Origin of the sequence: Paenibacillus sp. FSL R7-0302 (assembly GCF_038006885.1) — a bacterium.
Classification (GTDB): Bacteria; Bacillota; Bacilli; order Paenibacillales; family Paenibacillaceae; genus Paenibacillus_AQ.
This window is the reverse complement of record NZ_JBBOWB010000001.1, coordinates 2,440,617-2,465,717: the sequence shown is the minus strand read 5'-3', so window position 1 is coordinate 2,465,717 and position 25,101 is coordinate 2,440,617. Positions and strand designations below refer to the sequence as shown.

At 51.8% G+C, this 25,101-nt stretch carries 29 protein-coding genes; 7 read left to right on the top strand and 22 right to left on the bottom strand.

Going from position 1 to position 25,101, the window contains the following annotated elements:
• Positions 1-103: 103 nt before the first annotated feature.
• Positions 104-745 carry a thiamine diphosphokinase gene (locus MKY96_RS10800; protein ID WP_340944519.1) on the top strand — a complete coding sequence of 214 codons (642 nt, stop codon included), beginning with the start codon at positions 104-106 and terminating at the stop codon, positions 743-745.
• A gap of 281 nt (positions 746-1,026) precedes the next feature.
• Positions 1,027-1,566 (top strand): C40 family peptidase, encoded by a 540-nt coding sequence (locus tag MKY96_RS10795; RefSeq protein WP_340940304.1) that lies wholly within the window; start codon positions 1,027-1,029, stop codon positions 1,564-1,566.
• Between the two features lie 76 nt (positions 1,567-1,642).
• Here MKY96_RS10795 and MKY96_RS10790 read toward each other — a convergent pair whose 3' ends face one another.
• The 18 genes from MKY96_RS10790 to MKY96_RS10705 form a co-directional block, all read right to left on the bottom strand.
• Positions 1,643-2,401, bottom strand: a complete 759-nt coding sequence (locus MKY96_RS10790; RefSeq protein ID WP_340940302.1) for a winged helix-turn-helix domain-containing protein — start codon at positions 2,399-2,401, stop codon at positions 1,643-1,645.
• Between the two features lie 133 nt (positions 2,402-2,534).
• Positions 2,535-2,840 carry a Dabb family protein gene (locus MKY96_RS10785; protein WP_340940301.1) on the bottom strand — a complete coding sequence of 102 codons (306 nt, stop codon included), beginning with the start codon at positions 2,838-2,840 and terminating at the stop codon, positions 2,535-2,537.
• 16 nt (positions 2,841-2,856) lie between these two features.
• Entirely contained in the window at positions 2,857-3,900 is a 1,044-nt protein-coding gene (locus tag MKY96_RS10780; RefSeq protein ID WP_340940300.1) for a ThiF family adenylyltransferase, read from the bottom strand.
• Between the two features lie 79 nt (positions 3,901-3,979).
• A complete protein-coding gene (locus MKY96_RS10775; protein WP_340940299.1) occupies positions 3,980-5,539 on the bottom strand; it encodes an ABC-F family ATP-binding cassette domain-containing protein in 1,560 nt (519 codons plus the stop codon).
• A 145-nt stretch (positions 5,540-5,684) separates the two neighbouring features.
• On the bottom strand, positions 5,685-7,205 hold the full coding sequence (locus MKY96_RS10770; RefSeq protein ID WP_340940298.1) for a serine/threonine protein kinase: 1,521 nt from the start codon (positions 7,203-7,205) through the stop codon (positions 5,685-5,687).
• Positions 7,206-7,332: 127 nt separating this feature from the next.
• On the bottom strand, positions 7,333-8,370 hold the full coding sequence (locus tag MKY96_RS10765; RefSeq protein ID WP_340940297.1) for an SAM-dependent methyltransferase: 1,038 nt from the start codon (positions 8,368-8,370) through the stop codon (positions 7,333-7,335).
• Positions 8,367-9,149, bottom strand: a complete 783-nt coding sequence (locus tag MKY96_RS10760; protein WP_340940296.1) for an ABC transporter ATP-binding protein — start codon at positions 9,147-9,149, stop codon at positions 8,367-8,369. The genes MKY96_RS10765 and MKY96_RS10760 overlap by 4 nt, the downstream gene beginning before the upstream one ends.
• Complete coding sequence (locus tag MKY96_RS10755) at positions 9,149-9,472, bottom strand: thioredoxin family protein (protein WP_340940295.1); 324 nt, start codon at positions 9,470-9,472, stop codon at positions 9,149-9,151. The genes MKY96_RS10760 and MKY96_RS10755 overlap by 1 nt, the downstream gene beginning before the upstream one ends.
• 2 nt (positions 9,473-9,474) lie before the next feature.
• Complete coding sequence (locus MKY96_RS10750) at positions 9,475-10,326, bottom strand: deoxyribonuclease IV (RefSeq protein WP_340940293.1); 852 nt, start codon at positions 10,324-10,326, stop codon at positions 9,475-9,477.
• Positions 10,316-11,131 carry an Fpg/Nei family DNA glycosylase gene (locus tag MKY96_RS10745; RefSeq protein WP_340940291.1) on the bottom strand — a complete coding sequence of 272 codons (816 nt, stop codon included), beginning with the start codon at positions 11,129-11,131 and terminating at the stop codon, positions 10,316-10,318. Before MKY96_RS10745 ends, MKY96_RS10750 begins: the two co-directional genes overlap by 11 nt.
• Positions 11,132-11,176: 45 nt before the next feature.
• Positions 11,177-11,965: a TIGR01457 family HAD-type hydrolase gene (locus MKY96_RS10740; RefSeq protein WP_340940290.1), complete on the bottom strand. Its 789-nt coding sequence runs from the start codon at positions 11,963-11,965 to the stop codon at positions 11,177-11,179.
• Between the two features lie 293 nt (positions 11,966-12,258).
• Entirely contained in the window at positions 12,259-13,209 is a 951-nt protein-coding gene (rnz, locus tag MKY96_RS10735; protein WP_340940288.1) for a ribonuclease Z, read from the bottom strand.
• Positions 13,210-13,393: 184 nt separating this feature from the next.
• Complete coding sequence (gene metH, locus MKY96_RS10730) at positions 13,394-16,771, bottom strand: methionine synthase (protein WP_445671432.1); 3,378 nt, start codon at positions 16,769-16,771, stop codon at positions 13,394-13,396.
• Between the two features lie 169 nt (positions 16,772-16,940).
• A complete protein-coding gene (locus MKY96_RS10725) occupies positions 16,941-17,321 on the bottom strand; it encodes a FixH family protein (RefSeq protein ID WP_340940285.1) in 381 nt (126 codons plus the stop codon).
• Positions 17,322-17,833: 512 nt separating this feature from the next.
• The gene (locus MKY96_RS10720; protein ID WP_340940284.1) at positions 17,834-18,619 is read right to left on the bottom strand and encodes an HAD family hydrolase; all 786 of its coding nucleotides are present in this window, start codon (positions 18,617-18,619) and stop codon (positions 17,834-17,836) included.
• Between the two features lie 35 nt (positions 18,620-18,654).
• On the bottom strand, positions 18,655-19,182 hold the full coding sequence (locus tag MKY96_RS10715; protein ID WP_036695464.1) for a hypothetical protein: 528 nt from the start codon (positions 19,180-19,182) through the stop codon (positions 18,655-18,657).
• 47 nt (positions 19,183-19,229) lie between these two features.
• Positions 19,230-19,439, bottom strand: coding sequence for a DUF896 domain-containing protein (locus MKY96_RS10710; RefSeq protein WP_036695465.1), 210 nt, complete (start codon positions 19,437-19,439; stop codon positions 19,230-19,232).
• Positions 19,440-19,548: 109 nt separating this feature from the next.
• Positions 19,549-19,965 (bottom strand): LysM peptidoglycan-binding domain-containing protein, encoded by a 417-nt coding sequence (locus tag MKY96_RS10705; protein WP_340940283.1) that lies wholly within the window; start codon positions 19,963-19,965, stop codon positions 19,549-19,551.
• Between the two features lie 197 nt (positions 19,966-20,162).
• Here MKY96_RS10705 and lexA point away from each other — a divergent pair, with 197 nt between their 5' ends.
• Positions 20,163-20,789, top strand: coding sequence for a transcriptional repressor LexA (lexA, locus tag MKY96_RS10700; protein ID WP_036695466.1), 627 nt, complete (start codon positions 20,163-20,165; stop codon positions 20,787-20,789).
• 187 nt (positions 20,790-20,976) lie between these two features.
• On the top strand, positions 20,977-21,315 hold the full coding sequence (locus tag MKY96_RS10695) for a L,D-transpeptidase (RefSeq protein WP_076079347.1): 339 nt from the start codon (positions 20,977-20,979) through the stop codon (positions 21,313-21,315).
• Between the two features lie 79 nt (positions 21,316-21,394).
• On the opposite strand, the gene MKY96_RS10690 is transcribed toward MKY96_RS10695, so the two are convergent.
• From MKY96_RS10690 to MKY96_RS10675, 4 genes are all read right to left on the bottom strand, one after another.
• Positions 21,395-21,613 carry a hypothetical protein gene (locus MKY96_RS10690; RefSeq protein WP_036695468.1) on the bottom strand — a complete coding sequence of 73 codons (219 nt, stop codon included), beginning with the start codon at positions 21,611-21,613 and terminating at the stop codon, positions 21,395-21,397.
• A 111-nt stretch (positions 21,614-21,724) separates the two neighbouring features.
• Positions 21,725-21,946, bottom strand: coding sequence for a hypothetical protein (locus tag MKY96_RS10685; protein ID WP_036695469.1), 222 nt, complete (start codon positions 21,944-21,946; stop codon positions 21,725-21,727).
• Between the two features lie 91 nt (positions 21,947-22,037).
• Complete coding sequence (locus MKY96_RS10680) at positions 22,038-22,397, bottom strand: hypothetical protein (RefSeq protein ID WP_340940282.1); 360 nt, start codon at positions 22,395-22,397, stop codon at positions 22,038-22,040.
• A gap of 15 nt (positions 22,398-22,412) precedes the next feature.
• A complete protein-coding gene (locus MKY96_RS10675) occupies positions 22,413-22,661 on the bottom strand; it encodes a hypothetical protein (protein WP_340940280.1) in 249 nt (82 codons plus the stop codon).
• Between the two features lie 214 nt (positions 22,662-22,875).
• Between MKY96_RS10675 and MKY96_RS10670 the strand changes: the two genes are divergently transcribed.
• The 3 genes from MKY96_RS10670 (at position 22,876) to MKY96_RS10660 (ending at position 25,009) form a co-directional block, all read left to right on the top strand.
• Positions 22,876-23,001 (top strand): hypothetical protein, encoded by a 126-nt coding sequence (locus MKY96_RS10670; protein WP_340940277.1) that lies wholly within the window; start codon positions 22,876-22,878, stop codon positions 22,999-23,001.
• Between the two features lie 363 nt (positions 23,002-23,364).
• On the top strand, positions 23,365-23,952 hold the full coding sequence (locus tag MKY96_RS10665) for a GNAT family N-acetyltransferase (protein WP_340940275.1): 588 nt from the start codon (positions 23,365-23,367) through the stop codon (positions 23,950-23,952).
• Between the two features lie 739 nt (positions 23,953-24,691).
• Positions 24,692-25,009 carry a hypothetical protein gene (locus tag MKY96_RS10660; RefSeq protein ID WP_340940273.1) on the top strand — a complete coding sequence of 106 codons (318 nt, stop codon included), beginning with the start codon at positions 24,692-24,694 and terminating at the stop codon, positions 25,007-25,009.
• The last annotated feature ends 92 nt before the right edge of the window (positions 25,010-25,101 follow it).

Below are 25,101 nucleotides of genomic sequence, written 5' to 3'. Positions count from 1 at the left end.
ACTAACCCTATTTTAGCGTCAGCGGGGCAATTGTACAACTTTTGAAACTGCTATATACTGTTCAGGATGATGAACTTAATTGAACAACAAGGAGGGGGAGCTATTGCCATCCGGGCGTATTGTAATTGTTGCAGGCGGTGAACTGACCGTGGAATGCCTGCGCTTATTAGATGAAGAGGATTATATTATCGGTGCTGACCGGGGAGCGCTGTTCCTGATTGATCATGGCTTCACCCCCCAGCTTGCCGTTGGTGATTTCGATTCTGTCTCTCCTGAGGCACTGGGGCGGATTCAGGCGGGAAGCAAGGAGACTATAAGCTGTGATCCGGTCAACAAAGACCTCACCGACAGTGAAATGGCCCTGGATCTTGCCCTGAACCTCCAGCCACAGTCTATTCTGATGATCGGGGTAACGGGTACGCGCATGGACCATACGCTGGCCAGCATTCAAATGATGACAAGAGCACTGCAACGGCAGGTAGCCTGCTCTATTATGGATGCGAACAACTACATTACGCTTACCGGCTCTCAGGCGGTTGTAGAGGAACGGGGGTATTCCTATGTCTCCTTGCTGCCTCTGACTCCCGAGGTAACGGGCATCACCCTTCAGGGCTTCCAATATCCTCTGGAGAACGCCACCCTCAAGTTAGGACAATCCCTGGCCGTGAGCAATGTGCTGCTGGAGCAGAGCGGGACCGTTCAGATTGAGAGCGGACTTCTGCTGATTATTCAGAGCAAGGACTGAATACATAGATTTCTGGAGACATCGCTGTAACCTTTGTTTCAAAATCGAAAAGCCGGGATTCTCCTTGATGCTCAAGGGATTCCCGGCTTTTTTTGTTGAGCAAGATAGCTAAATATTAATATTTTGTAACTTTTAATGCGATTTTAATAAAACGCTTACATTGTATATCCCGCCTGCATTTAGCTCATCTCTTCCATAATTTAGGCCTGTCATAACCTGCTATACTACGAATCAGACGAACGAAACTACTAGAATTCATTACAACCTTGGAGGTATACAACATGAATAAGCAACAATGGTTCAAGCAAGCAATGACAATCGGTCTGTGCACAACAATCGGGTTCAGCGCCTTACTCGCAACCGGAGCAGGAACAGCCCCTGCTGCCGCTTCAGCTGTATCCGCCGATTCTGTAAGTGCCGATTCCGTATCCGCATCTTCCACCGGCTCCAAAGTGGTCAGCTTCGGTAAAAAGTATCTGGGGACGCGTTACCAGTTCGGTGCCTCCACTTCAACTACACGTTATTTTGACTGCTCCTCCTTTACTCAATTTATCTTCAAAAAATATGGTGTGGATCTGCCCCGTACGTCCGTAGCCCAATCTAAAATGGGTAAATCGGTCAGCAAAGCCAATCTGCGTGTCGGCGATCTGGTGTTCTTCTCCAGCGGAAGCCGGGCCAACGGCAAGAACGTAACCCATGTAGCGGTATATGCCGGCAATGGCAAGATCCTGCACACTTACGGCTCACCCGGCGTGACCATTTCCGATCTGAATTCGGGCAACTGGAAAAAAACCTACCTGAAATCACGCCGCGTACTATAACAGCGGAAAGCTTAATTGTAGCTTGTACCAAGAGAGTACAAGTTCTAATAGCCGGAGAGCTGCTTCGCAGCGGCCGTCAGCTTGTGGCCCCGCTCTCCGGTGCCCGCAGTACATATCCGGTTCCACGCACCGTATGAATCAGTTTATTCCGGCGGCCTTTATCCACCTTCAGTCGCAGATGCCGGATGTAGACATCCACCACATTGGTGTCCGCATGAAAATGATACCCCCATACCTGCTGTAATATCTCAGCACGGGGACAGACTTCACCCAGATGCTCTGCCAGATAATACAGCAGATCGAATTCCTTGGGGGTCATCTTCAGCTCGGCTCCATCCCGGCTGACCTGCCGGCGCCCGGGATCGAGGAGTAATCCGTCCACCTTAAGCAGCGAGGCCGTATCTCTGCGGCGGCCTGTCAGCTTAAGTAAATTCAATATTCTGCATTTGAACTCACCGGTATGTACAGGCTTCTCCATGTATTCATTGCCTCCGGCATCGAATACGGAGACAGCCGCTTCCCCCTTCACTTCAGGTGCCCCCCCGGATATGACCATCACCGGCAGAATCATCCCCTCCTTCCGCGCCTCCGAGACAGCTTCCCAGCCCGCCCAGCCTCCGGGTTCCTCCAGCTCCGCGAGCAGAAGCACAGGCTCACCGCCTGAGAGCAATAAGCGAAGACTATCCAGGTCTTCGCTTATTGCTGTTCTTATACCAAGGCTATGAATAGCCTCCTCAAGCCCGATATGGCCGGCAGCCCTATCCTCTCTGTCTGCATCAGCTTCATGGCTATCCGGGCGCGGACCGGGTATATACCATGCTATCTTTTCATTCACCGGGATAGTCCCCCTGTACCAGTCTTGCACCGGCTGTGCCGCCGCAGATAATACCTAGAATTCCCGCAAAACAAAGAGACCATTCGGGGGAATGGTCTCTTTGCGGTACTAATCGTGTGAAACCTATAATTTCTTATATTTGTACGAAATCGATCTCCTGGAATGCCGCTACCTGGGTGTCCCAGCGCTCTGCTACAAAAGCCTGGTGCGCCGGATGACTATTGTAAGCATCATAAGCCGCCTGATCGGCGAACTCCATCGAGAAGCCGTACTGATGCTCACACTTGGCGCTGACCTGACGCAGCACCTCGAAATTCTTCACCACCGGAATCCCGCTAAGAATCTCAGCTCCATCCCGCAGGAAAGCTCTGGTCTCCTGCGAATCCGGAGCGGATTTCAGTGTGAATACAGCCATATGACGGATCGTTCCTTTGTTCATCGCGTTTCTCCTCCATTTAACCGAAATACCGGTGATAATAGCTGCGGGCGGCAGCGATATCACTGGTTCCATGTATTAAGGCTCTCCCGTCTGCGAACACAACCATCCGGTACGGCTCCTCTGTAAAAGAAACCAGATACGGGTTGCGCTCCACCTTGCCGCTGCCGAGCCTGGACAAGCGGGCAGCCGTCTCCTCCAAGTCAAGACTTCTACGGTGTGCCGGACGGATCTGCACCGTATCCCTGCCGCAGAGCACATCACTGCGCTCTGTGTTAGAGGCAGACAGATACGGATAGCTCCGTGATTCACCACAAGAGGGACAGTCGTTCTTCTTCGCCGCCCTCACGCCAATCTCCTGCTGCTCGTTATGCCAGATATCGAAGGTCAGCAGCTTGCCGCGCAGCTTGTCCTTGAAACCGCCGAGCAGCTTCAGCGCCTCAGCCGTTCCGTTCGTAGTCACCATCTGCACGGCTTGCGGAAGAATGCCGGCTGTGTCGCAGGTATCCCCGCCCAGCGGAATCGTGCCCAGCAGACAATTCAGACAGGGGGTTTCACCCGGCAGAATCGTATACGTAATGCCGTAACTGCCGACACAGGCTCCATAGATCCAGGGAATGCCGTGCTTTTGCGCCAGGTCGTTGATAATCAGCCGGGTATCGAAATTATCGGTCCCGTCCATAATCAGATCCACGCCGGGGAGCAGGCTCTCCAGCTCCTCTGCACGTACATCAAGCACATGAGCCTCGATCACAATCTCCGAATTGACCGCCATCAGCCGTGTACGGGCTGCAGCCGCCTTGGGCGTGCGCACACTGGCATCATCTTCCGTATACAACTGCTGGCGTTGCAGGTTACTCCATTCCACATAGTCACGGTCAACAAGGATAAGCCGCCCAACCCCGCAGCGGGCCAAAGTCTCGGCGATGCCTGTTCCCAGCGCCCCCATGCCAACAACCAGCACACAGGAACGTCCCAGTCCCTGCTGTCCTGCTGCGCCGAACGGCGCGAAGCGGACCTGTCTTGAATATCTGCCAACCGGCGTGTTTTGATCAGGACCCATCTCTGAACAGCCCCCTATGTATGTAGGTTTTTGGTAAAAAACCGGGAAAAGCGCAGACCTCCACTTTTCCCGGACTCCATTAGTATACGGTCTGCGCGGACCACTGCTCCACATTCCAGACCTTCGTCACCCAATCCTCGTAAAACTCCGGTTCATGGGACACCAGCAGAATCGTTCCCTTGTATTCCATAAGCGCCCGCTTAAGCTCAGCCTTGGCCACAATATCAAGGTGATTCGTAGGCTCATCGAACAGAATCCAGTTGCTCTCACGCATCATCAGCTTGCACAGGCGGACCTTAGCCTGCTCGCCGCCGCTCAGCATGTTCATCGGACGGGTGATATGCTCGTTTTTGAGACCGCAGCGGGCCAGATGGCCGCGCACTTCATTCTGGGTCAGACCGGAGAATTCATTCCATACGTCTTCAATCGGCGTGATATTCTCTGCTTTCAGCTCCTGCTGGAAATAGGCTGAACTCAGGTAGTCTCCCAGGTAGGTTTTGCCGCTGTACGTAGGGATGACACCCAGGATGGTTTTGAGCAGCGTCGATTTGCCGACCCCGTTGTAGCCGACAATCGCAATCTTGTCCCCGCGTTCTATGATCATATTCAGCTTGCTTGGCAGCAGCGGACGGTCATACCCGATCTCGAAATCAACGCCCTCGAACACCGTCTTTCCGCTGGCCCGGCTCTCCTTGAACTGGAACACAGGCTTCATCGCCTCTTCCGGCTTATCAATCCGCTCCATCCGTCCAAGCTGCTTCTCCCGGCTCTTGGCCCGGCCTGAGGTGGAGGCACGCGCTTTATTGCGCTGGATGAAGTCCTCCTGCTTTTTGATGAAATCCTGCTGCTTCTCGTACGCATCAATATGCTGGGCCTTGTTCATACCCGCCATCTCCAGGAATTTCTCGTAATTGGCCGTATAGCGGGTCAGCTTCGAGAACTCCAGATGATAGATCACATCGACCACTTTGTTCATGAATTCCGTATCATGGGAGATCAGCATGAACGCATACGGATATTGCTTCAGATAATTCGTCAGCCAGTCAATATGCTCCACATCGAGATAGTTGGTAGGCTCATCGAGCAGCAGTACATTCGGTTTCTCCAGCAGCAGCTTCGCCAGCAGAACCTTGGTCCGCTGTCCCCCGCTCAGGGAAGTGACATCCCGGTCCAGACCGATCGCCGTCAGACCCAGTCCGTTCGCCATCTCTTCAACCTTCACATCAATAAGGTAAAAGTCGCCGATATCGAGCTGCTCCTGAATGTCGCCCATTTGCTCAAGCAGCAGGTCCAACTCCTCGGGACTCGCCTCCCCCATCTTATCGGTAATCGCCAGCAGCTCATGCTCCAGCTCCAGCAGCGGCAGAAAGGCATCTTTAAGTACATCGCGCACGGTTTTACCGGCGGTAAGCAGGGTGTGCTGATCCAGATATCCGTAACGGACCCGCGGCGTCCACTCCACCTTGCCGTTGTCCTTCAATAATTTGCCGGTCAAAATATTCATCAGCGTCGATTTGCCCACGCCGTTCGCACCCACGATTCCCACATGCTCTCCATCCAGCAGACGGAAGGAGACATCCTTGAACAACACCCGGTCCCCGAAATTATGGGAAACGTCTTCCACACTAAGTAAACTCATAAATTCTCTGCAAGCTCCATTCTATATTGTAAATACCAAGAGGTTCAATCATTATAGATATCGCTCCATTCTAGCACACCTGCACCCTGCACTGAAATAGAAATAAAGCCCGATTTCTGAAAAACTGTCAAAAAGCTCTGAGCGTTCAGCTCTTTTTCTGAAACAATCTAATATTCTTTGCAGGAAAACGGGCACCCTTAAGCGGTCCAATCAGCCCCCTAATGGCCTGAACCAGCTTTCCTTTACTCTGAAAAGGGTCCTGCTGAAGCGGCAGGCTGTATACGCTCGCAGGTTCAAGCAGGGAGGCCAGCAGACCCACGGTATGCTCCCCGGCCAGCGGCAGGCAGATCCGCCATTCCGGCCGGGGAATCAGGCCTCTGCGGCGCAGCCAGTGCAGGGTATCCTCCAGCCGCCAATCCGCAGCGGAGGCAATCAACAACGGGAAGCTGCTGCCTGTGAACGCTTCCAGCGCCCCCTCACCGCCGCCGGTTCCAAGATCCATGACGATGTAAGCATAGGCTTGCTCCGGCACCTGCGGGAGTCCCTCCGAAGGGAGCAGCCTCCAGTAGTCCACTCCCATCCAGTTGAACGGTTGCACCTGTGTCCCCTGAACACCGTTTATTTCAGGGCTCCCCGCCATTTCCTTCATGCGGTTAAATACCTGCGAACCGGGATTACAATCTACCCATGCCGTCCGTCCGGAGGACGACAGGCAGCGACTGACAGCAAGCGAGGTATGCGTGGTCCCAATCCCGGGGGACACTCCTAATACTGCCACTACCACAGGCGATTGCTGCGAGTGTAGGTCATCCGCAGCCTTGCGTATGTTCGTCCGCTCATGTCTAGCTTCCCCCGCACCGCCAATCTTCAGCTGCTGGAGGACCCTCCTTACCTCCTCAGCACTGCCATACCGTTCCTCCGGGTGATGCCGCAGCAGCCGTCTGATGACCGGAATCATCCGGTCCGGGAGCTGACCCTGCAGCTTCCGCTCCATCCCGGGCTGCCAGGCGCTGAACTCCCCGCCGGAGGCCATATACAGCAGCAGCGCGCCAAGCCCGTACAGGTCCGACACCGGGCAGCTCTGCCCGCCGCCGTATTGCTCCGGGGCTGCGAACCCGGCTGTTCCAAGCTTCTCCGTGTCCTCACCGGAGCCGCCTCTCAGCCTGCGCGCAATCCCGAAGTCAATGAGCTTCAGCTCATGCTCTCCAGTCAGCATGATATTCGAAGGCTTGAGATCCCGGTAGACGATCGGCGGCTCATGGCTGTGCAAATAATGCAGCACCTCCAGCAGCTGCCGCGCATAGCTTAGGATTCGCTCGCCCGTCATTGAAGTAGACTGCTCTGCCATATACTGATGCAGGGTGATGCCCTCAATATAATCCATCACCAGATAGGTGTAGCCGTCAGCGTCCGGCGGAAAGAAATCCGCAATCTGCGGGAGCAGCGGATGACGTAGCGAGATTAACAGCTCCGCTTCCGCCTGAATGGCGCCCGCACCATAACTCCCCTCCCGGATGACGCTCTCTTTAATGGCCCGCAGCATACCCGGCAGCCGCATATCCTCCGCCAGATATACCCGGCTCATTCCGCCTGTCCCGATCAACCCGGTTACATAATAACGCCCTCCCAGAATCTGTCCGGGACTTAACTTTCCTGTGAATTCCATCTCTTCCCCGCCTGTTCATATAGAATGTTGTATAACGCAAAAAAAGCCCCCACTGCCCGCACCGGAACCGGCAAGAAGCCGGAGGTGCAGACTGCGGGATGCTTTCCCATAATCCTGCAAATATGAATTAATACTTAATCATATAAAGTGTAATCTCGTCCCGGTTGTGGAACAGCTGCTTCGCACGCTGGACCTGCATCCGCTGGCCTTCAAACATGGTGATGATCTCCTTGATCACCGCCATGGGCTTCTTGTGCATCAGCTTCACGGTAACAATCGCGCTGCCGCCCGGTGTCAGGCTATGCAGCAGCTCAGTGACCAGCTTCGCCATCAGCTTGGGGCTCCAGCTCATATCGCAGACCAGCAGGTCAAATTCGTTCTCACGGAATTTGACCTCTCCGGCATTTTTGCGCAGAATCTTGAGTGCCGGATTCTTACGTAAGGACTCGTGCATCAGCGCCGGATCAACAGCAGTAACCTTGAGGCCGCGCTCCAGCAGGAATGAGGTCCAGCCTCCCGGAGAAGCGCCGATATCGACCGCATTCTTGAAGCTGTAGAACGGAATGGCGAATTCCTTCTCCGCCTCCATCAGCTTGAATTTGGCCCGCGAGATCTGTCCGTCCTCCTTGCGGAAGCGGATCATGCCGCCATTCCAGCTGGACAGGTTCGCCTCCGGCCGGGATACCCCGGCATACAGCGCGTCACCGTCCGCATAGACGGAGATCACCCAAGCGGGCTCCTGCACGGTGAACTCGGCGTCCAGGCTGTCAAGCCTGCCCTGCAGCCATTCACGCAGCTCGCCGGGACTCTGCTCCCAGAAGGAGGACGGGCCTTTGCGGACATGCAGCGACACCTTCTCGCCTTGCAGCTCCGAACGCCGGCTTAAGTATACCGCCAGCCGTTCCAGAGCCGGCAGATCGCCGGTGTCCTGGAAATCTACTGGCTGAATGTGGCGCAGGAAGACCGGCAGGTTCTGTGCCAGCCGCTGCGCTACCTCCTCCGGCTCCTCCTCAAGCGTGGCCAGGAAGATTTCTCCCGGCAGCAGCAAGGTGCTTTTAACCGCTCCGAACAGGCGTCTTAGCTCCTCCTGTGCATAGGGGGCGAAACCATGATTCGCCGTGCAGATATATCTTGAAATACTCTTGTCTTCCGTAACATCGTTCAAATCGCTTTGCCTCCAGAACTTATTTTTATCCAGGGACGTCCGTTATCCCATTCAACCTTGACCGGAAGATCATAGGTAGCCATCAGCATCTCCTGTGTCAGCACCTCTTCCTTGGGACCGGCTCCTGCCAGCTTCCCGTCACGGATCAGCGCCACGTGAGTGAAGAGCGGAACAATCTCCTCCACATGATGGGTAACATACACCACTCCAACATTATGCTGCCGCAGCTTGTCGATCTCGGCGAGCATTTTCTCCCGTTCATATAAATCAAGACCGGCGCAAGGCTCGTCCATAATCAGCAGCTTAGGCTCTGCGATCAGGCAGCGGGCCAGCATAGCCTTCTTGCGCTCCCCTTGGGATAACAAGCCGAACGGATGATACGCCAGTTCGCCGAGGTTCATCTCCTCCAGAAGTTTAAGCGACCGGTCCTTCACACTTTGCGGAATCTCCTGATAGAAGCGTAAATACGCATAGGCACCAGTAGCTACAACCTCCCAGACCGGGTCGGTTAGCGAGAGCTTTTCCATCAGGGACGGGCCGATATAACCGATTCGCTTGCGCACCTCGCGCAGATCACATTGACCATACTTGTACCCCAGCACTTCAACAGAGCCCTTGCTGGGGAAAAGGTAGCCGGTCATCATTTCCAGCAGGGTGGTTTTGCCGGAGCCGTTACGCCCGAGAATGACCCAGTTCTCCCCCGGCTTCATATCCAGCGATACATCGTCAAGAATCAGGCTCTCCTCCCTGCGCAGGGACAGGTGTTGTAATGATATCATTATGATGTCACTCTCCTTATGAATGCCAGCACCCGTTCAACAGAGTGAATGGAATAGATGATGTCAGGTTCAGCGCTGCGGTCAGCAGATACGGCCAACAGAGCGGGCACACTTGAGATTTGATAGGTGTTCACCAGATCAGGAAGCCTATTGACATTCCCCTCAGCAATCAAAAGGCCAGGCGGAAGCAGATGCTCCGCCACCTCAATCATCCGCCGGGCTGCCTTACAGGTTCCGCATAGCGGGGTATACAGGAACAGGACAAGCGGCTCACCCTTCGTGGCCAGCAGCTCCAGCAGCTCCGGCTGATTCATTTCCTTCATTCTCAATCCTCCCCCGCCTCAAACCAGGTCCTCACAGCAGCAATCTCCGCTCTGTGCGTGCCATCCGGTCCCTTTTCTGTTTCCATAACGATCACTTTATCAGCCAGGGCCTCCATCTTCACAAGCTGGCTTAGCGCCGCTCCCCCGATATATCCGCTGCCGATTCCGGCATGTCTGTCCCGCCGGGAGCCGTAGGGAAACCGGGAGTCATTCAAATGCACAGCCGCCAGATTCGCCCAGTACCCCAGCTTCTCACCGCGTGCGATAAGCTCCTCCGTCTGCTCCGGGTTCCAGATGCCCGCAGCGAAAGCATGGCAGGTATCGAAGCAAAAGCTGATCTTCTCCGGGTAGCGGCTCAGCTCACGGACCTTGACCAGCTCTTCGGGCGTCATGCCTTCATGCCCATGATTCCCTGCCATATTCTCAAGCAGCAGCTTGGTTCGTCCCGTCCAGTCTGCCAGTACCTCGTTCATGCATTGTATAATTTTTTGATAACCCTGTAACGGCTCCATCCCGGCAAAATGTCCGAAATGCACCACAATGCCCACCGATCCGCACGCCTCGGCAATCTCCAGATCGTTGCGCAGGGAGGCAATCATCACCTCTCTGTCGCCCGGGCCGGCAGCCAGATTCGTCGGATACGGGGTATGGGCAATGGAAGCCATTCCCTGCTCCCGGCAGTATTCTGCGCAGCTGCTTGCATCGCGGTAGTCTACCGGCTTCAGCTTCAGACTGCGCGGATTCTTCGGAAAATACTGAAAACATGTAGCACCGCTCTCCCTGGCGGACCGGGCAGCCTGCCCGTACCCGCCGCGTATGCTGACATGTGCCCCTATGAAGGGGCTATGCGTCATGCTGGCAATCCGGGCAATAGAACACCTTGCGTCCGGACAGCTCTGTCTTCACTATGGTTCCCCCGCCGCGCAGGCAAGGCTCGCCTTCACGGTCATACACTTTACAGGCATCATTATAAGAACCGGTCACCGTATCGCCGGTCATGAACGGCATTTCCATATAACCGCCGATTTCAGTGGCCTCCGTTAACACCTTACGCACGCTGTCGTACAGCCGGGTCACCGCTTCCGGTGACAGATTCTGAACCAGCGTAGACGGAAGCAGACGGGCTTCATAAGCAATCTCGTCAGCGTAGCAGTTGCCGATTCCAGCCATAACATGCTGGTTGACCAGCAGACTCTTCAGCGCACCGCGCCGTCCCTTGAGCAGTCCGGCGAAGCGTTCGGCCGTCATCCGGCGGTCCAGCAGCTCCGGTCCAAGCTTCCCCATTGCCGCTTCACCTTCCTTAACAGACAGCAGATGGAGATACCCCAGCCGCAGTCCCATGAAGTAAAGGATATGCTCACCGAACGCAAGCTCAACCTGTGTAGTACGGTCAGGACGTTCTTCCTCTGTACCATAGAACAGTAGTCCGCCCAGCATCAGATGCAGCAGCAGTCTGCGGCCGTCATGCAGGTGGAAGAGGATATGCTTGGCGCGGCGTTCCACGAATACAATTCGTGCCCCGACCAGCCCTTTCACGAATTCTTCAGTCTCCATATTGATGGTCTTTTCTCTATTTACGGTTACCCCTGTAATGGGTACGTTTATTAGATGCTGGCTAAGCAGCTTTCTGTAATTCTCCATTTCCGGCAATTCCGGCATATTGTCATCTTCCCTTCTTGGATGGTCAAATGGTCACCTTTGTCATTATACACCGAGCAGTACCATAAGTTCAGCTAAATCAGCACAAATTTCATCAGGCTTGACTCCGGTCAGCTGCTGGTAATGCTCCAGATTATCCCGGGTTGTAAGTCCCGTAAGCACCAGCACAGTCCGGCAGCCTGCATTGGCACCCGCCAAGATATCCGTTCTCATATTGTCACCCACCATCACCGCATCCTCCGGCTTGATGCCGAGCAGAGATGTCGCATATGTCACCAGGTGCGTCTCGGGCTTGCCGATGACCACGGGCGCCACTCCGCTGGCTGCTTCAATAGCTGCACCTATCGTACCTGCACCGGGCATCACTCCGTCATCGGAGGGAAGCATCAGGTCGGGATTGGTCAGGACGAATCTGGCTCCTTCACGAATCCAACGCGAAGCGCGGGCCAGTGCTTCATATGTAAAAGAACGGTCGATCCCCTGCACGACAACCTGCGGATGCTCGGAAACCAGGGTTAACCCTGCCTCTGTGCAGGCTTCCACCAGCCCCTCTTCTCCAAGTATCGCCACGGATGCTCCCGGAGATTCTCCGGCAATGTAACGGGCGGCAGCCAGCGATGAAGTGCAGACCTCCTCGGGCCTGGCTTCAATGCCCATTCCGCGCAAATGCGCAGCTACACTCGCCGGTGTTCTTGAAGAATTATTCGTCACATACAGGAACGGAATCTCCGCCGCACGAAGCGCTGCTATCAGCCGCTGGGCCCCGGGAATCATTCTGCCGCCATGATACAAGGTGCCATCCAGATCAATTAACAAGCCTCCGATATTGTTCATAACTCCTCCTGCCGATTCGAATTAAGTGGTTCATCTTATTTATTATTAACCCTATGAATTATAATTCAGAGCAGCGGCAGCTTCTCCGGGAAGCGCGCTGCGAATGGATTTATTGCCCGCCTGCCTGCGATTTTTAGCCGCTTCGTTTCGGCATTTTCTCTACTGCTTCGTACGCTTAATCCTCAGCTTTTACTTTAAATTTAACGTTCTTCGTCGAACGCTAGCGAACTCCTGCAGCGCCCGGCTATTTTTGGCACAGCCCTGTCATTTCCTGCGCTTTCCCGGAAAATAATTCAGTCCTCAGCGTCATTTCCCGGGGTTCTCCGGTAGACCGGGAAGGTGCAGAATTCCTCTGCCAGCAGTGTATTCGGGAAGATCTCCTGCGCTTCCTTCAGCAGCGGAGCGAGCTCCTCCTGCGAAGTGTAACGCGAGCTGAAGTGGGTCAAGATCAGCTCAGCCCCGCCTGCATCTCTTGCCAGTTCCGCAGCCTGCTGTGCCGTGCTGTGATGATATTGATGAGCCATATCCGCCAGGCCATGGGCAAATGTCGCCTCATGAATAATCAGATCGGCATCCTGCGCCAGCGGCAGTGAGCCCGCACAAGGCCGGGTATCTCCCAGAATAACTACGATGCGTCCGCGCTTGGGTGCATGAATCACCTCGGCCGCCCGGATCAGCACGCCTTCATCAGTAGTGATATCCTCGCCTTTTTTTAACCGGCCATATAGCGGTCCCGGCTTCAGTCCATAGCTCTTTAACAGTTCCGTATTCAGGTTACCCGGACTGTCCTTCTCCGTTACCCGGTAGCCATAGCTGTCAATTCGGTGCTCCAGCAATCCCGCTTCCACCTTGAAGGTCTCATCCTCAAAAATTAGCCCGCCGCTGTGCTCCACAATCTCCAGCTTATAAGGAATGCGGGAATGGCTTACAGACAGCGATATGTCCAGATATGCCTTGAGCCCGGGAGGTCCGTACACCGTAAGCGGTGAAGTCCCGCCCTGGTAGCCCCTGCTGGAGATGAGTCCGGGCAGGCCAAACAGATGATCACCGTGCAGATGGGTGATAAATAGCTTCTCCAGCTTGCCCAGCCGCAGCGGCGAGCGCAGAACCTGATGCTGTGTCCCTTCCCCGCAGTCGAACATCCAGAAGGTTCGCCGTTCTTCAAGCAGCCGGAGTGCAACCGACGTCACATTGCGCTGCAGCGTCGGCACCCCGGCATTCGTTCCGAGAAAATAGATTTCCATTATGCCCCTCCCCTCTCTCGCTCTGATGTCTTCATTATTTTTTGTGATCTTGTCTGTTCTTATGACAAGAATTCTACTCTGTTTTTGCTGCAAAAGCATCTTTTGCAGCAAAAAACCTCCCGGTAACGGGAGGTTCCGAAAAGTCGGGGCATAGCCCCTTCTGACCGGTAAGCATGCGGAAGGCTCAGAGCTTCTCCACATTGAAGTACTGCGCTTCAGGGTGGGCAAAGACCATCGCCGAGACCGAAGCCTCCGGCTCCATCATGAAGCCCTCGGTAAGCTGCACGCCGATGTCCTCAGGCTTCATGAGCTTGAATAACGGCCCCTGATCCTCCAGATCCGGGCAGGCCGGGTAGCCGAAGGATACACGGATGCCCTGGTAACGCGCGCCATGTCTTTGCTTCATAGTCATATCTGCCGGGTCCGGGAATCCCCAGGTATCGCGCATCATATGATGGACACGTTCAGCCAGACCCTCCGCGACCTCAAGAGCGACTGCCTGCAGAGCATGGGAACGGAGATAATCACCCTTATCCTTAAGTTCAGTCGATAATTCACGGACACCATGTCCCGCAGTAACCACCAGGAAGCCCACATAGTCCATGACTCCGCCCTCCACTGGCTTCAGGAAGTCAGCAAGGCAGAGATACGGCTCCACATTCTGGCGCGGGAAGGTGAAGGTATGCAGCACCTTGGCCTGATCCTGCGGATCATAGATCAGAATATCATTCCCGCGTGACTGGGCCGGGAAGAACTGATACATCGCATGCGGCACAATCGTGCCTTCCAGCATCGCCTGATGCAGAATATCGTCCACGGTCTCTTTCAATTCTACCGTACGCGGGTCCCGCGCTGCCAATTGCGCCTCTACAGAGCCGCGCAGACCGAGATGATGGCCAAGCAGCATCTGCATATTCACATAAGGAATCACATGTCCCAGCGGATAATTCCGCAGGACATGACGCTCCAGATCAGGCGGGATGAACACCGGGGCATCAGCCGAGATCTTGGAGCGGACTGCGCGCGTAAGCTCGGGCAGCGGCGCTTGCGGAGCGACAGCTACGGCAGCCTCAGCCTCCTCGCGGACCTCCTCCTCAATCTTCACCCGCTCCAGCGGGTTCATCAGCCGGTTGGCGATATCCAGACCGTCCATGGCATCCTTGGCATATAAGACGAGCCCGTCATACTCCGGACGGATTCGGGTCTTGGTGAATTTGCGGGTCAGTGCCGCACCGCCCACCATAATCGGCACATCAATCCCGGCGGACCGCAGATCCTGCGCAGTCAGCACCATCTGCTGCGCCGACTTCACCAGCAGTCCCGACAAGCCGATGGCGTCAGCCTTTTCCTTGCGGAAGGCTTCAATAATATTCTCCGGCGGAACCTTGATCCCCAGATTGACGATCTCATAACCGTTGTTGGAGAGAATAATCTCGACCAGGTTTTTACCGATATCATGTACATCGCCCTTGACGGTCGCAAGCATGATTCTCCCCTTAACCGAGGTCTCATCCTTCTGCATGAACTGCTCCAGATGGCTTACAGAGGCCTTCATGACCTCCGCACTCTGAAGCACCTCTGCCACGATTAATTCATTGTTATTGAACAGCCTTCCGACCTCAGACATCCCCGCCATCAGCGGTCCATTAATAATCTCCAGCGGAGGCGAGGTCTTCAGCGCTTCATCCAGATCCGGGATCAGCCCCTCCTTAGTTCCTTCTACCACATAGGAAGCTAAGCGCTCCTCCAGGGAGAGATTGGAGATCTTCTCCTTCTTCTCGACCTTTTTGCCGCGAAAAGCCGCCACGAACGCTGACAAGGTGTCGTCATTCGTATTATAGATCAGCTCTTCTGCGAGCTTGCGCTCCTCTTCAGGGATCGATGCGTACCGCTCCACCTTCTCGGTGTTCACAATGGCATAATCCAGACCGGCCTTGGTGCACTCGTACAGGAATACTGAGTTCAGCACCTCGCGGCCGGCTTCCGGCAGACCGAAGGAGACATTACTGATACCGAGAATCGTGTGAACAGCAGGCATAGCCTCCTTGATCAGACGGATGCCGTCAATCGTCTCCTTGGCGGAGCCGATATACTGCTCATCCCCGGTTCCAACAGGGAACACAAGGGTATCGAAGATCAGATCCTCGGGAGCCAGACCGTATTTGTTGACAAGCAGATCGTAGGAACGTCTGGCAACCTCAAGTTTGTCCTTAGCCAGTATAGCCTGACCGGTCTCATCGATGGTGCCTACTACAATCGCTGCTCCGTATTTATGAATCAGAGGTGTGACATGCTCGAATTTCTCTTCACCATCTTCAAGGTTAATGGAGTTAATGATCGCTTTACCCTGACAATACTGCAAGGCCAGATCAATGACCTTCGGGTCCGTCGTATCGATCATTAACGGCACCTTGACCTTCTTCACCACCAGCTCCAGGAACCGCATGATGTCTTCCGTCTCATCCCGGTCCGGGTCCTGCACGCAGACATCAATAACCTGTGCGCCGCTCTTCACCTGGGCACGGGCTATCTCCGAAGCTTCCTCATATTTCCCCTCGACGATTAGACGCTTGAACTTCCGGGAACCGAGGACATTGGTCCGTTCACCGACCATATACGGACGGTTCTCACTCTCCACGTACACCGGCTCTATCCCCGACAAAGCCGGAGGATGCTGGCCGTCAAGCTTACGCGGCGGGTAAGCCGCCATCACTTCAGCCATCGCCCGGATATGATCAGGAGTCGTTCCGCAGCAGCCGCCGGCAATGTTCAGCCAGCCCTTCTCAGCGAAGCCGCCCAGCTTACGGGCCAGAGAATCCGGGGATTCATGATAATTCCCGTTCTCATCCGGCAGACCTGCGTTCGGGTAGCAGCTGACGGCCGCTGAAGAGATCGCGGACAGCGAACGGATATGATCCCGCATGAACTCCGGTCCGGTAGCACAGTTCAGTCCGATGGACACCGGCTTCAGATGCTCCAGCGAAATATAGAAGGCTTCTATATTCTGACCGGCAAGTGTAGTTCCCATTGGTTCAATCGTTCCTGAAATCATCACCGGCAGCGTAATTCCGCTCTTCTCGAAGGCGTTACGGATGCCAATGCTTCCAGCCTTCACGTTCAGGGTATCCTGGGATGTCTCCAGGAGCAGCGCGTCCACCTTGCCGTCGATCAGGGCAACAGCCTGTTCTTCATAGCTGTCTATAAGCTCCTTGAAGGTGACTCCCCCGGTAACGGAAAGCGTCTTGGTGGTCGGTCCCATAGCTCCTACAACATAACGCGGGCGCTGCGGTGTATCATATTTATCAGCGGCATTACGTGCAAGTCTGGCGGCCGCAAGGTTAATCTCCCGGGCACGGTCCTGAATATCATATTCGGCAAGCACCACTGAAGTGGCACCGAAGGTATTCGTCTCAATCAGATCTGCACCGGCCTCCAGGTATTTCTCATGAATGTCCTGAATAACCTCCGGCCGGGTCAGGACCAGCATTTCATTACAGCCATCCAGGTCATCCCCGCCGAAATCCTCACCGGTGAGCGGCACCTGTTGAATCATGGTACCCATAGCTCCATCTAGTATCAATATGCGCTGCTGCAAGCTCTCAGCAAGTGTGTATTTAGCCACTTTCCATCCCCCCAGTGAAACATTAGAGTAATTTTAGCAGAATAAAGGGATTTCGGAAAGCCTTCCTTTCCACCCTGCATTATTTGTATTTCCATTGATTTTATTTCTTTTAAGGCGCTACCACCAGTTGCTTGCTTGGCATGGAATGCTGCGTCCGGGCAGTCACATGTGAAGTGACACTGAATTCGCCTGCCTCTTCAAAGGTATATTCCCCGACATAAGCCCCTTCTCCAGCACTTTCACCCGTGATTTCAACCTTCCGGGTCTTATCCGCTGCCTCGTTGACTTCAAACATTACTTCTCTCGCATCATCAACCGGTTCACCGTCCTGTGTCACCACAGCCTTGAAGCTAACTGCCGTACCTGCGGTTACTTCCTCCGGGGTCCAGCTCAGCTCCACCTTAATCGGTGACATGGAGGAATTGGCCGCAGCATGCATCTGCATCTCATCTTCCTTATTTCCCGAGCATCCGGCTAGCGTCATCCCCATTATAATGCATATAAGTCCCCTGCGTATCCTTGGCTTCATCATCTGAAGTCCTCCCGGTTCATAGGTAGATTCTTCTTCATCCACGAACATATCAATTCTATATTACAATGAAAGTCAGATCACTACTCTTCTTATTATACACATTTTATTCAATTTGCCTTAAAGAAGCTGTATGATTCACTCGTTAACATGAGAATAGTCATATCTTTGATGGTGCGCACATGGGTGAACGCTACGCGAACGGACCGATGTTCCAATCGCTGTGCTCTCCAGATTTTTTTTCATTCATGTGGTGAAAATCCGGAGACTGCTGATGCTTCCGAAGCGAGCTTTCCTGCGGAAAGCTTTCAGGCGAACGCTATCGCTTTTCCACATTCGTTCCGTCCTCTCCGCTGTTTAAGCGGGATACGAAAATACTTTTCAAATAAAAAAATAAAGAGCAACAATTCTCCAGTGACGGGAGGACCGTTGCTCTTTGACCTTTTACAATTTTAAAAACACAGATGTTTCAATTATAGGGAGTCTACCAGCGGCAGAAGCTCTGAAAGATGACTGATCTGGTAATCCGGCGTAATCTCCGGGTCCGCAGCTTTTGCGTTGCGGTTGATCCAGACCGTGGTCAATCCGGCAGACAAGCCGCCAAGAATATCTGTCGTAAGCTTATCGCCCACCATTATCCCTTGCTCTGGAGTAATATCCAGCAGTCCGAGCGCATGCTCGAAGATTCCCTTGTCCGGCTTGCCTTTGCCGAAGCTTCCTGAAATTACAATGTGGTCAAAATACGGAGTAAGCTCCGGCACACCATCCAGCTTCTCCTGTTGAAGTGCCGGGCAGCCGTTCGTCAGCAGCAGCAGCTTCACCTTACCGCGCAGTTCGTTCAGCACCTGAAGTGTCTCTTCATAGATGTAGGGACGGCTACGGCGCTCAGCGGCGAACTTATCAGCCAGCTGTGCAGCCAACGCTTCATCCTCTACCCCGAGTGCGGCGAGGCCGCGGCGCCAGGATTCCTTGCGGTAGACGGGGGCAAGCTGTTCCAATTGACGGAACTCCGGCTGCTCACCGGCAGTGAAGTTCGCCCACAGCGCTTCAAATGGGTTAATTCCGATCAGCTTCGTGAACGGATACGTCTCATAGGATTCATAGAGGGCACGGGCTTCTCTGCGTACAGCAGCTTCCAGCTCCTGCGGATCAACGGAATCTCCAGCAGCCTCACAAGCATAGCGGAAGGCTTCTTCCACGCTGCGGTCATCCCACAGCAGAGTATCGTCAAGGTCAAATAGTACGGCGGTAATCGGCATTAGTTCTCCCACTCCCTATATGCTGGTCTGTCTTCCTATTCGTGCACTAGTTCAATATTATTGTTCTTGGCGAACTGCTCCAGTCGTTCCCCCATCGCAGCGGTGTCATAACGGTTAATCAGCTTGGAGAAAATCCACTGCTTGCGCTTACCCTTATACTTAATGGTAACTACACTGCGTGATAAGGTGATCTTCTCAATATCCGCCGCAGCCAGGAAGCGTTCGCGGTTGTATTTAATAGTAGAGATACGCGCACGCTCAACCTTAAGGAATGGACGGCGGAAGAACAGCAGCGCAGCGAGCAGGAAGTACAGCACTACCCCCAGCCAGTTGGCCAGAATCCCGCTTCCTTTAGCTTCGTCAATCGAGCCGACCACCCAGAACATGATGCCAAGCAGCATCAGTACAACGGGGAATACAATATTCCGGCCTTTGAAAATATCGATGCTTTTCGCGGCAGTCTTTGTGCTGGAAGTGTAAATGGAATCCTTCCCCTGCTTCTTTCGCTGCTGGTTAATTTGCTTGGTGTTGCGTTGAACCATTCTTTCCCAAGAACGGGCCATGTAAGTTCCCCCTAGTCATCCTGTATTATCTATGAAAAGGCAACAGGCTAATGCTTAAGTCCGTTATTGCCCTCTTCATGCTCCGGATTGTCCACAATTTCGATAGTATCAAGCTGGGCCCGAAAGTTAGTGCGGATATTCCCCAGGTAAATCTCACGGAGCTTGGCACGTTCAGCCAGTTCCTCTTCATTCAGGCCGCCGTTCTTAGCTTTGCGTGCCAATTCATTGATGCGTGCGACCAATTCGTCAATATTCAATACGTTTCCCTCCCTCTAAATTCATTTTAACTTTGCCATGAGAAAAAGAGCTTGTCAAGGTCTACCCCCTGAAAGCTCTCCAAGTCGATCACTAGCCTGCTGCATTCCTTCAGTATAAAGGTAAAGTCAGAATATCTCCGGCCTTAATGAAGCTGTTCTCCAAATGATTACTCTTCATTATTCCTTCTATATATACGGCTGTCTTCATGTCCTCAGGCTTGTTGCTTAACGCAATGCTCCATAAGGTATCTCCGCGTTCGACTACGATCCGCTTATCCGGCTTCATTGAAGAGACCGAACCGGCAAAAACATTCCCCACCACAGTGAATCCCGAAATAACAAGCATTAGCACCAGAAGCAGCTTCATCAGGCTGACCTGACGGAATAGTGATGATAGCGCAGAGAGACTATGAAGAATCGCGCCCTTGATCTTGGTTACATTACTATGAGCAGTTGGATTACCGGGAGCGGACACCTTGATATCCTCATTATTGTAAATGCTGTTGTATGTACTATACTTTAACATGATCATCATCCTCCAAACACATGTTCTTGCTTTCGAAAATAATATAACACGAACATGTGTTTCGATCAATAGTTTTTTCGGAACGTTTGTTCTCTATTTTTTCGTTCTCTTATTTTCCTCATTTTAGAACTTATGTTTGTACGAACGGAAGTTCTATGTTATAATTTTCCCAAACATAGTATATGGGGTTGATACCGATGTCAAAGATTTCTAGTCGTCAGCTGGCGATCCTGGAATTTATACGTAATGAAGTCCGCAGCAAGGGTTATCCTCCGTCCGTCCGCGAGATTGGCGAGGCTGTCGGACTGGCCTCCAGCTCCACCGTGCATGGTCACTTGGACCGGCTTGAGAAGAAGGGCCTGATCCGGCGTGACCCAACGAAACCGCGTGCCATTGAATTACTCGGTCAGGAAGATTCAGAGAATGTGCATCAATTCGTCCAGACCGTTACCCGCATCCCGGTAGTGGGTAAGGTTACAGCTGGTGTTCCTATTACAGCTACAGAGAATATTGAGGATTACTTCCCTTTGCCTGCTCATTATGTAGGCGATAACAAGGTATTTATGCTATCTGTTCTTGGTGACAGTATGGTGGATGCCGGAATTATGAACGGGGATTATGTCATCGTACGCCAGCAGCAGACTGCCGACAACGGCGATATTGTTGTAGCGATGACCGAAGAAGATGAAGCAACTGTCAAGACCTTCTACAAGGAACGGGATCATATCAGGCTGCAGCCGGAGAATCCGGCATATGAGCCTCTTCGCCTTAACCGCGTTACGATTTTGGGACGGGTCATCGGATTATTCCGCGATATCCACTAATCTACTCCCCGCTTAAGAACAGGCTGCTCCGCACCATGCGAAGCAGCCTGTTTTCTGTTCATTTCACTTTGTATAATGGCCAAAAAGTCGAATGCAAACATTTGTTCGCACTCGGCTTTTTGGCCATTTTTCTGCGAACCGCTGCATAGCTCCGCACATATCCTGTTACAAAGGAGTGCTGATCTGTATGCCCAATTACCGAATTATCGTCGATCTGTCACAGCGCATGCTGTACCTGCTGGATAATGACGTTGTCACCAGAGGCTTCCCTGTCGGCATCGGCAAAATGTTAACCGTCTCGCCTGTAGGCGAATACACCATCATTAACAAGCAGCCCAATCCGGGCGGCCCGTTCGGTGCCTTCTGGATGGGACTGTCCAAGCCGCACTACGGCATCCACGGAACCAATGACCCCTCCTCCATCGGCCATATGGTCTCTCACGGCTGTATCCGTATGTACAATGCAGATGTTCTGGCTCTAGCCGCCCTCGTACCTATAGGTACCCGTGTCACCATCCGGGAATAGGAACGTCACAAAAACCCTTGAGACGCCAGATTGCGCCCCAAGGGTTCCTGTGACTCCTATGAATTAGAGAGGATACAGACTACAGCACACTTCTCAACAGACGGATAGCCACCGTATTCAAACGAATGGCCTCGCGGATCGATTCTCTGGCTGCCAGTAGCTCTCTTCTGGCCCGCGAACCTCTAGGCACTCTGCGCAGATTCTCATTGATTTCTTCCAGTCTCTCCAGCAGGACAGCCCGCTGTGTCAGCAGGACATTAATGGCTCTGCGAATCCGGTTACGTTCTCTTTGGCTCATCTTTACACCTCTTTTACACTTGGATAGTATAAGAGATGCCAAGAATGACTCCAAAGATTGTGTGATTCGGCAGTAATGTTAGAGCCGCAGACAGCGGGTAGCGAATTCTGCTCACTTCTTGTTCAATCGTACCCGGAATTCAAATTCATCGCGTCTATAAGTCATTCCGGCCAGCACTATGTACTCCGGTGTCCATTTCTGTACAGGTCCGGCATAATCAGCAATCACATGCGGTTTGCCATCAACCAGCTGAACGACGTAGACCTGTACCTGTGCCAGTGCGGCAGCGAAGAGATCAGCATCACTGGACAGAACTTTATAAGCCGTATTCAACTTCGTTCCTCCTTGTTCCACAACCATATTAAAGATTCCGTCTCGAATCTATTCAATTATACCGGGTTATGGAACAATATGTAAACCATATTTACAGCTTAATAAACAGGATTTTGAACAATCCGATATACTTCTTCGTGGCCCCGCCATCCCGGGTAAAAAAATTGGTATTCTTAAGGTCCGGTACACTGAATACAGAGAACAAAATGTAGTTATCCCTCTTGGTCAATGACTCAATTACAGGCTGGGCCACCAGTTTGGTAATTCCGTCGCCTATTTCCTGATCAAGCGTATTCTCCAGATTCTTTACAGAATATTCACTGAATGCTTCCTTTCCCGGATTCGTAACCGCCATCACAATCAGAACTAGGATAAGGACCAGTAACGACTTACCGCCCGATCTCCTGCGGACTCTGCGTGCAGGGATTGGCGTATCATAAAGCGAATTCATTCTTTTCCCCCTCTACTACAGAATATATAGTATCTCTTGCAGCATGACCCCCAGCGGATTCAACATCATCCGGTACACGAACAGCATCCCACTGCTAATACCACTGCCCCCGACATCCATGCTGCTCCAATCCCACACCGGCAGAGGCGGCGCATCCAGCCCATATTGCTCCATAAGCCTCGCTTGGGTCTCCGCTGGCACAGCCGCTCCTTCCGCCCCAGCCACCGGACCTATCAACGCCAGGATGAGCATCAGCGAAAGCATAATCTTATATGTATTCTTCATCATCCGCTCCCATGTCTGCCACTAGGATTCTCTTCTGGTTAAGTATATAGGAGATGGAATAGTATGTAAAATGGATTGATCTGAAGTTATAATTCCTTTATATTATGATGTAAGGGCTTTGCTCAGTCGTCATCTTCACTCCTCTCCCCCATACTAAAAATCGGGAGAGTTTTTTTAAGTAGGAGATAAATGTATGAATGGAAATAAAGTTATCCTCATTCTTCTGTCCATATCCATACTGGGTGTAATCCTTTACTTCGGAATAGCTTATGGACTGCTATGGTATGCCTTCCGGTCCCCGGTTCCCATTGAAGAATAATCTATAAAACCTGGGAGGGAACGTGAATGGATTTTCGCTTAAGGCTATGCCGCTCATCCAAGGTGTTCTGATCAGCGAATATTCGCCAGAGATCCTCCCTACGATCAACCAACTTACAAAGCAGCTAGGCACATACTACGCTTGGTGGTAGTAGGCGCCTTTTTTATAAACATACTTCGGAATAACTTATATACTAATGTAGCAGATCTTCCGCCCCCCGTTTGACTTTGAACAATAATCTTAGAACTACACCATCTAAGTAATGTCATCATGTTAAGATTACTTATAATCAAAAAGCACCTCCAAAATATATATTTCATGAGATAAACTTATAGAATCGTGATATTATTTGGAGGTGTACTTATGCGAAATATAGATTATACAAACTATTATTGGCAAGATGATGAAATTAGATTGCGTTCAATAGAGGCTGAGGATTGGGAAAGTATATATTTAACTGCATTCGATACCCCTGCCCGTCGTTTTCTGGAATGTACTATTGAATTGCCGCCTACAATCTCGGATGCGAAGAAATTCGTTGAAGAGAACGTTGAATTTTCATCCACTAATGGCCGAATCATGTTTACTATTGAAAATATGAATGGTGAAACGGTAGGTGGTATTAATCTAAACAGCATTGACGAGAGGAATGGTACTTTCAGCATAGGTATTGTAATTGATCATCCCTATCGAGGTAAGGGTTACGGTACCAGGGCAGTGCACATGCTCTTAAAATATGCATTTTTCGAGCGTAGACTTAATAAATTTAATGATTATGTTCTGGACGCAAATAAGGCATCGGCTGCTATGCTTAGAAAATTAGGATGCGTTCAAGAAGGAGTCCGACGTCAAATCTTCTATATCAATGGTAAATATCATGATTCTATGTTGTTTGGTTTAACAAAGAATGAATATAGGGATCTTCATCATAAGGATCACCAAAATATATAATCATACATTAACCTAATCAGAGACGTTCAGTTCCATATACCAACAGCAGTCCGGGATTTATTTCTCGGTAAAAGAGAGCTGTTGGTTTTTTATATTAGAGTTTGTTGAGGTGATCAAATTGAAGAAATACAACAGATCTGAAAAAGTCATTATTGGAGTGCTGCTTGGTATGACTGCTGTGCTAGCTTTAGGAAGCCTGTTCTTTTGGTATGTCTTCAGCACAATATAAAATAATCTCCTCGCTGCCGCCAATTGTATTCGGTTTTTTGCATACATTGGGCCTGGTCGTCTCCGTGACACCCATTGTATTCGGTTTTTCGCATACATTTGGCCCTCATGTCCTCGCCACTGTCCAATGTATTCGGTTTTTCACATATATTTCGCCTTGTCGCCCCCCGGCGATCCATTGTATTCGGTTTTCCGCATACATCTTGGCCCCCACATACGTAAGAGCACTAGATCCCCGGACAGATGTAAATCATACTCTCTAAAAAAATATAAAAAGCCCCCAGCGTGTATAGCGACAGGGGCTGCTTGTATCCTAGTAAAGCGTCATGTACTGATCTCTTTCATTTTTTACGATTATTTTTAATTATCCTATAGCTTTCTATTTTATGGATTGAGCTTTCATTTATCTATTTTTGATAGTTTTGTCTGTTGTAGCATTAGCTTGCCTACCTGGTACCTCTTTCGCAGATAATGCCCAAGCCTCTTTCTCAAAACAAAAGCTATAACCATAATGGGTGACGTATTTAATAGTTGGGATACGTACTTATTAAGTTCCGTCGAAACGTACACATTTAATTATGATAAAAGTGATGGAAGCTTTTTGAGATTTTATTTGGGAGACAAAAACCACAAAGGAATGAAAATAATATATTCGCCTAATGGTTCGGTTTATTTTAATGGGCATACTACGGCAAGTAACGGTTATCAAGTTTACAAAGAAGGACCTGCCGGGCCAGCAGGAGTCTATACCATTAAAGTTTCATCAGATAATGGAGCTACTAGATTCGATTATCAATACGGAATCGCAGCTAGAGAAATCCACCGGTGACTGGCTAAATCCGAATTAACCCAAGAGTTCTCCACCGCTCCTGTCCCCGCAAAAAGAGGCAGTGGCTCCAATTCCCCTCTAATTTGCAGGGG

Excerpts from the sequence above, each read along its gene's own strand:
- MKY96_RS10795 (WP_340940304.1), top strand. The coding sequence starts at position 1,027 with ATGAATAAGCAACAATGGTTCAAGCAAGCAATGACAATCGGTCTGTGC.
- MKY96_RS10785 (WP_340940301.1), bottom strand. The coding sequence starts at position 2,840 with ATGAACAAAGGAACGATCCGTCATATGGCTGTATTCACACTGAAATCC.
- MKY96_RS10780 (WP_340940300.1), bottom strand. The coding sequence starts at position 3,900 with ATGGGTCCTGATCAAAACACGCCGGTTGGCAGATATTCAAGACAGGTC.
- MKY96_RS10775 (WP_340940299.1), bottom strand. The coding sequence starts at position 5,539 with ATGAGTTTACTTAGTGTGGAAGACGTTTCCCATAATTTCGGGGACCGG.
- MKY96_RS10770 (WP_340940298.1), bottom strand. The coding sequence starts at position 7,205 with ATGGAATTCACAGGAAAGTTAAGTCCCGGACAGATTCTGGGAGGGCGT.
- MKY96_RS10760 (WP_340940296.1), bottom strand. The coding sequence starts at position 9,149 with ATGATATCATTACAACACCTGTCCCTGCGCAGGGAGGAGAGCCTGATT.
- MKY96_RS10755 (WP_340940295.1), bottom strand. The coding sequence starts at position 9,472 with ATGAAGGAAATGAATCAGCCGGAGCTGCTGGAGCTGCTGGCCACGAAG.
- MKY96_RS10750 (WP_340940293.1), bottom strand. The coding sequence starts at position 10,326 with ATGACGCATAGCCCCTTCATAGGGGCACATGTCAGCATACGCGGCGGG.
- MKY96_RS10745 (WP_340940291.1), bottom strand. The coding sequence starts at position 11,131 with ATGCCGGAATTGCCGGAAATGGAGAATTACAGAAAGCTGCTTAGCCAG.
- MKY96_RS10740 (WP_340940290.1), bottom strand. The coding sequence starts at position 11,965 with ATGAACAATATCGGAGGCTTGTTAATTGATCTGGATGGCACCTTGTAT.
- rnz (WP_340940288.1), bottom strand. The coding sequence starts at position 13,209 with ATGGAAATCTATTTTCTCGGAACGAATGCCGGGGTGCCGACGCTGCAG.
- metH (WP_445671432.1), bottom strand. The coding sequence starts at position 16,771 with ATGGGTACCATGATTCAACAGGTGCCGCTCACCGGTGAGGATTTCGGC.
- MKY96_RS10725 (WP_340940285.1), bottom strand. The coding sequence starts at position 17,321 with ATGGGGATGACGCTAGCCGGATGCTCGGGAAATAAGGAAGATGAGATG.
- MKY96_RS10720 (WP_340940284.1), bottom strand. The coding sequence starts at position 18,619 with ATGCCGATTACCGCCGTACTATTTGACCTTGACGATACTCTGCTGTGG.
- MKY96_RS10715 (WP_036695464.1), bottom strand. The coding sequence starts at position 19,182 with ATGGCCCGTTCTTGGGAAAGAATGGTTCAACGCAACACCAAGCAAATT.
- MKY96_RS10705 (WP_340940283.1), bottom strand. The coding sequence starts at position 19,965 with ATGTTAAAGTATAGTACATACAACAGCATTTACAATAATGAGGATATC.
- lexA (WP_036695466.1), top strand. The coding sequence starts at position 20,163 with ATGTCAAAGATTTCTAGTCGTCAGCTGGCGATCCTGGAATTTATACGT.
- MKY96_RS10695 (WP_076079347.1), top strand. The coding sequence starts at position 20,977 with ATGCCCAATTACCGAATTATCGTCGATCTGTCACAGCGCATGCTGTAC.
- MKY96_RS10690 (WP_036695468.1), bottom strand. The coding sequence starts at position 21,613 with ATGAGCCAAAGAGAACGTAACCGGATTCGCAGAGCCATTAATGTCCTG.
- MKY96_RS10680 (WP_340940282.1), bottom strand. The coding sequence starts at position 22,397 with ATGAATTCGCTTTATGATACGCCAATCCCTGCACGCAGAGTCCGCAGG.
- MKY96_RS10675 (WP_340940280.1), bottom strand. The coding sequence starts at position 22,661 with ATGCTTTCGCTGATGCTCATCCTGGCGTTGATAGGTCCGGTGGCTGGG.
- MKY96_RS10670 (WP_340940277.1), top strand. The coding sequence starts at position 22,876 with ATGAATGGAAATAAAGTTATCCTCATTCTTCTGTCCATATCCATACTG.
- MKY96_RS10665 (WP_340940275.1), top strand. The coding sequence starts at position 23,365 with ATGCGAAATATAGATTATACAAACTATTATTGGCAAGATGATGAAATT.
- MKY96_RS10660 (WP_340940273.1), top strand. The coding sequence starts at position 24,692 with ATGGGTGACGTATTTAATAGTTGGGATACGTACTTATTAAGTTCCGTC.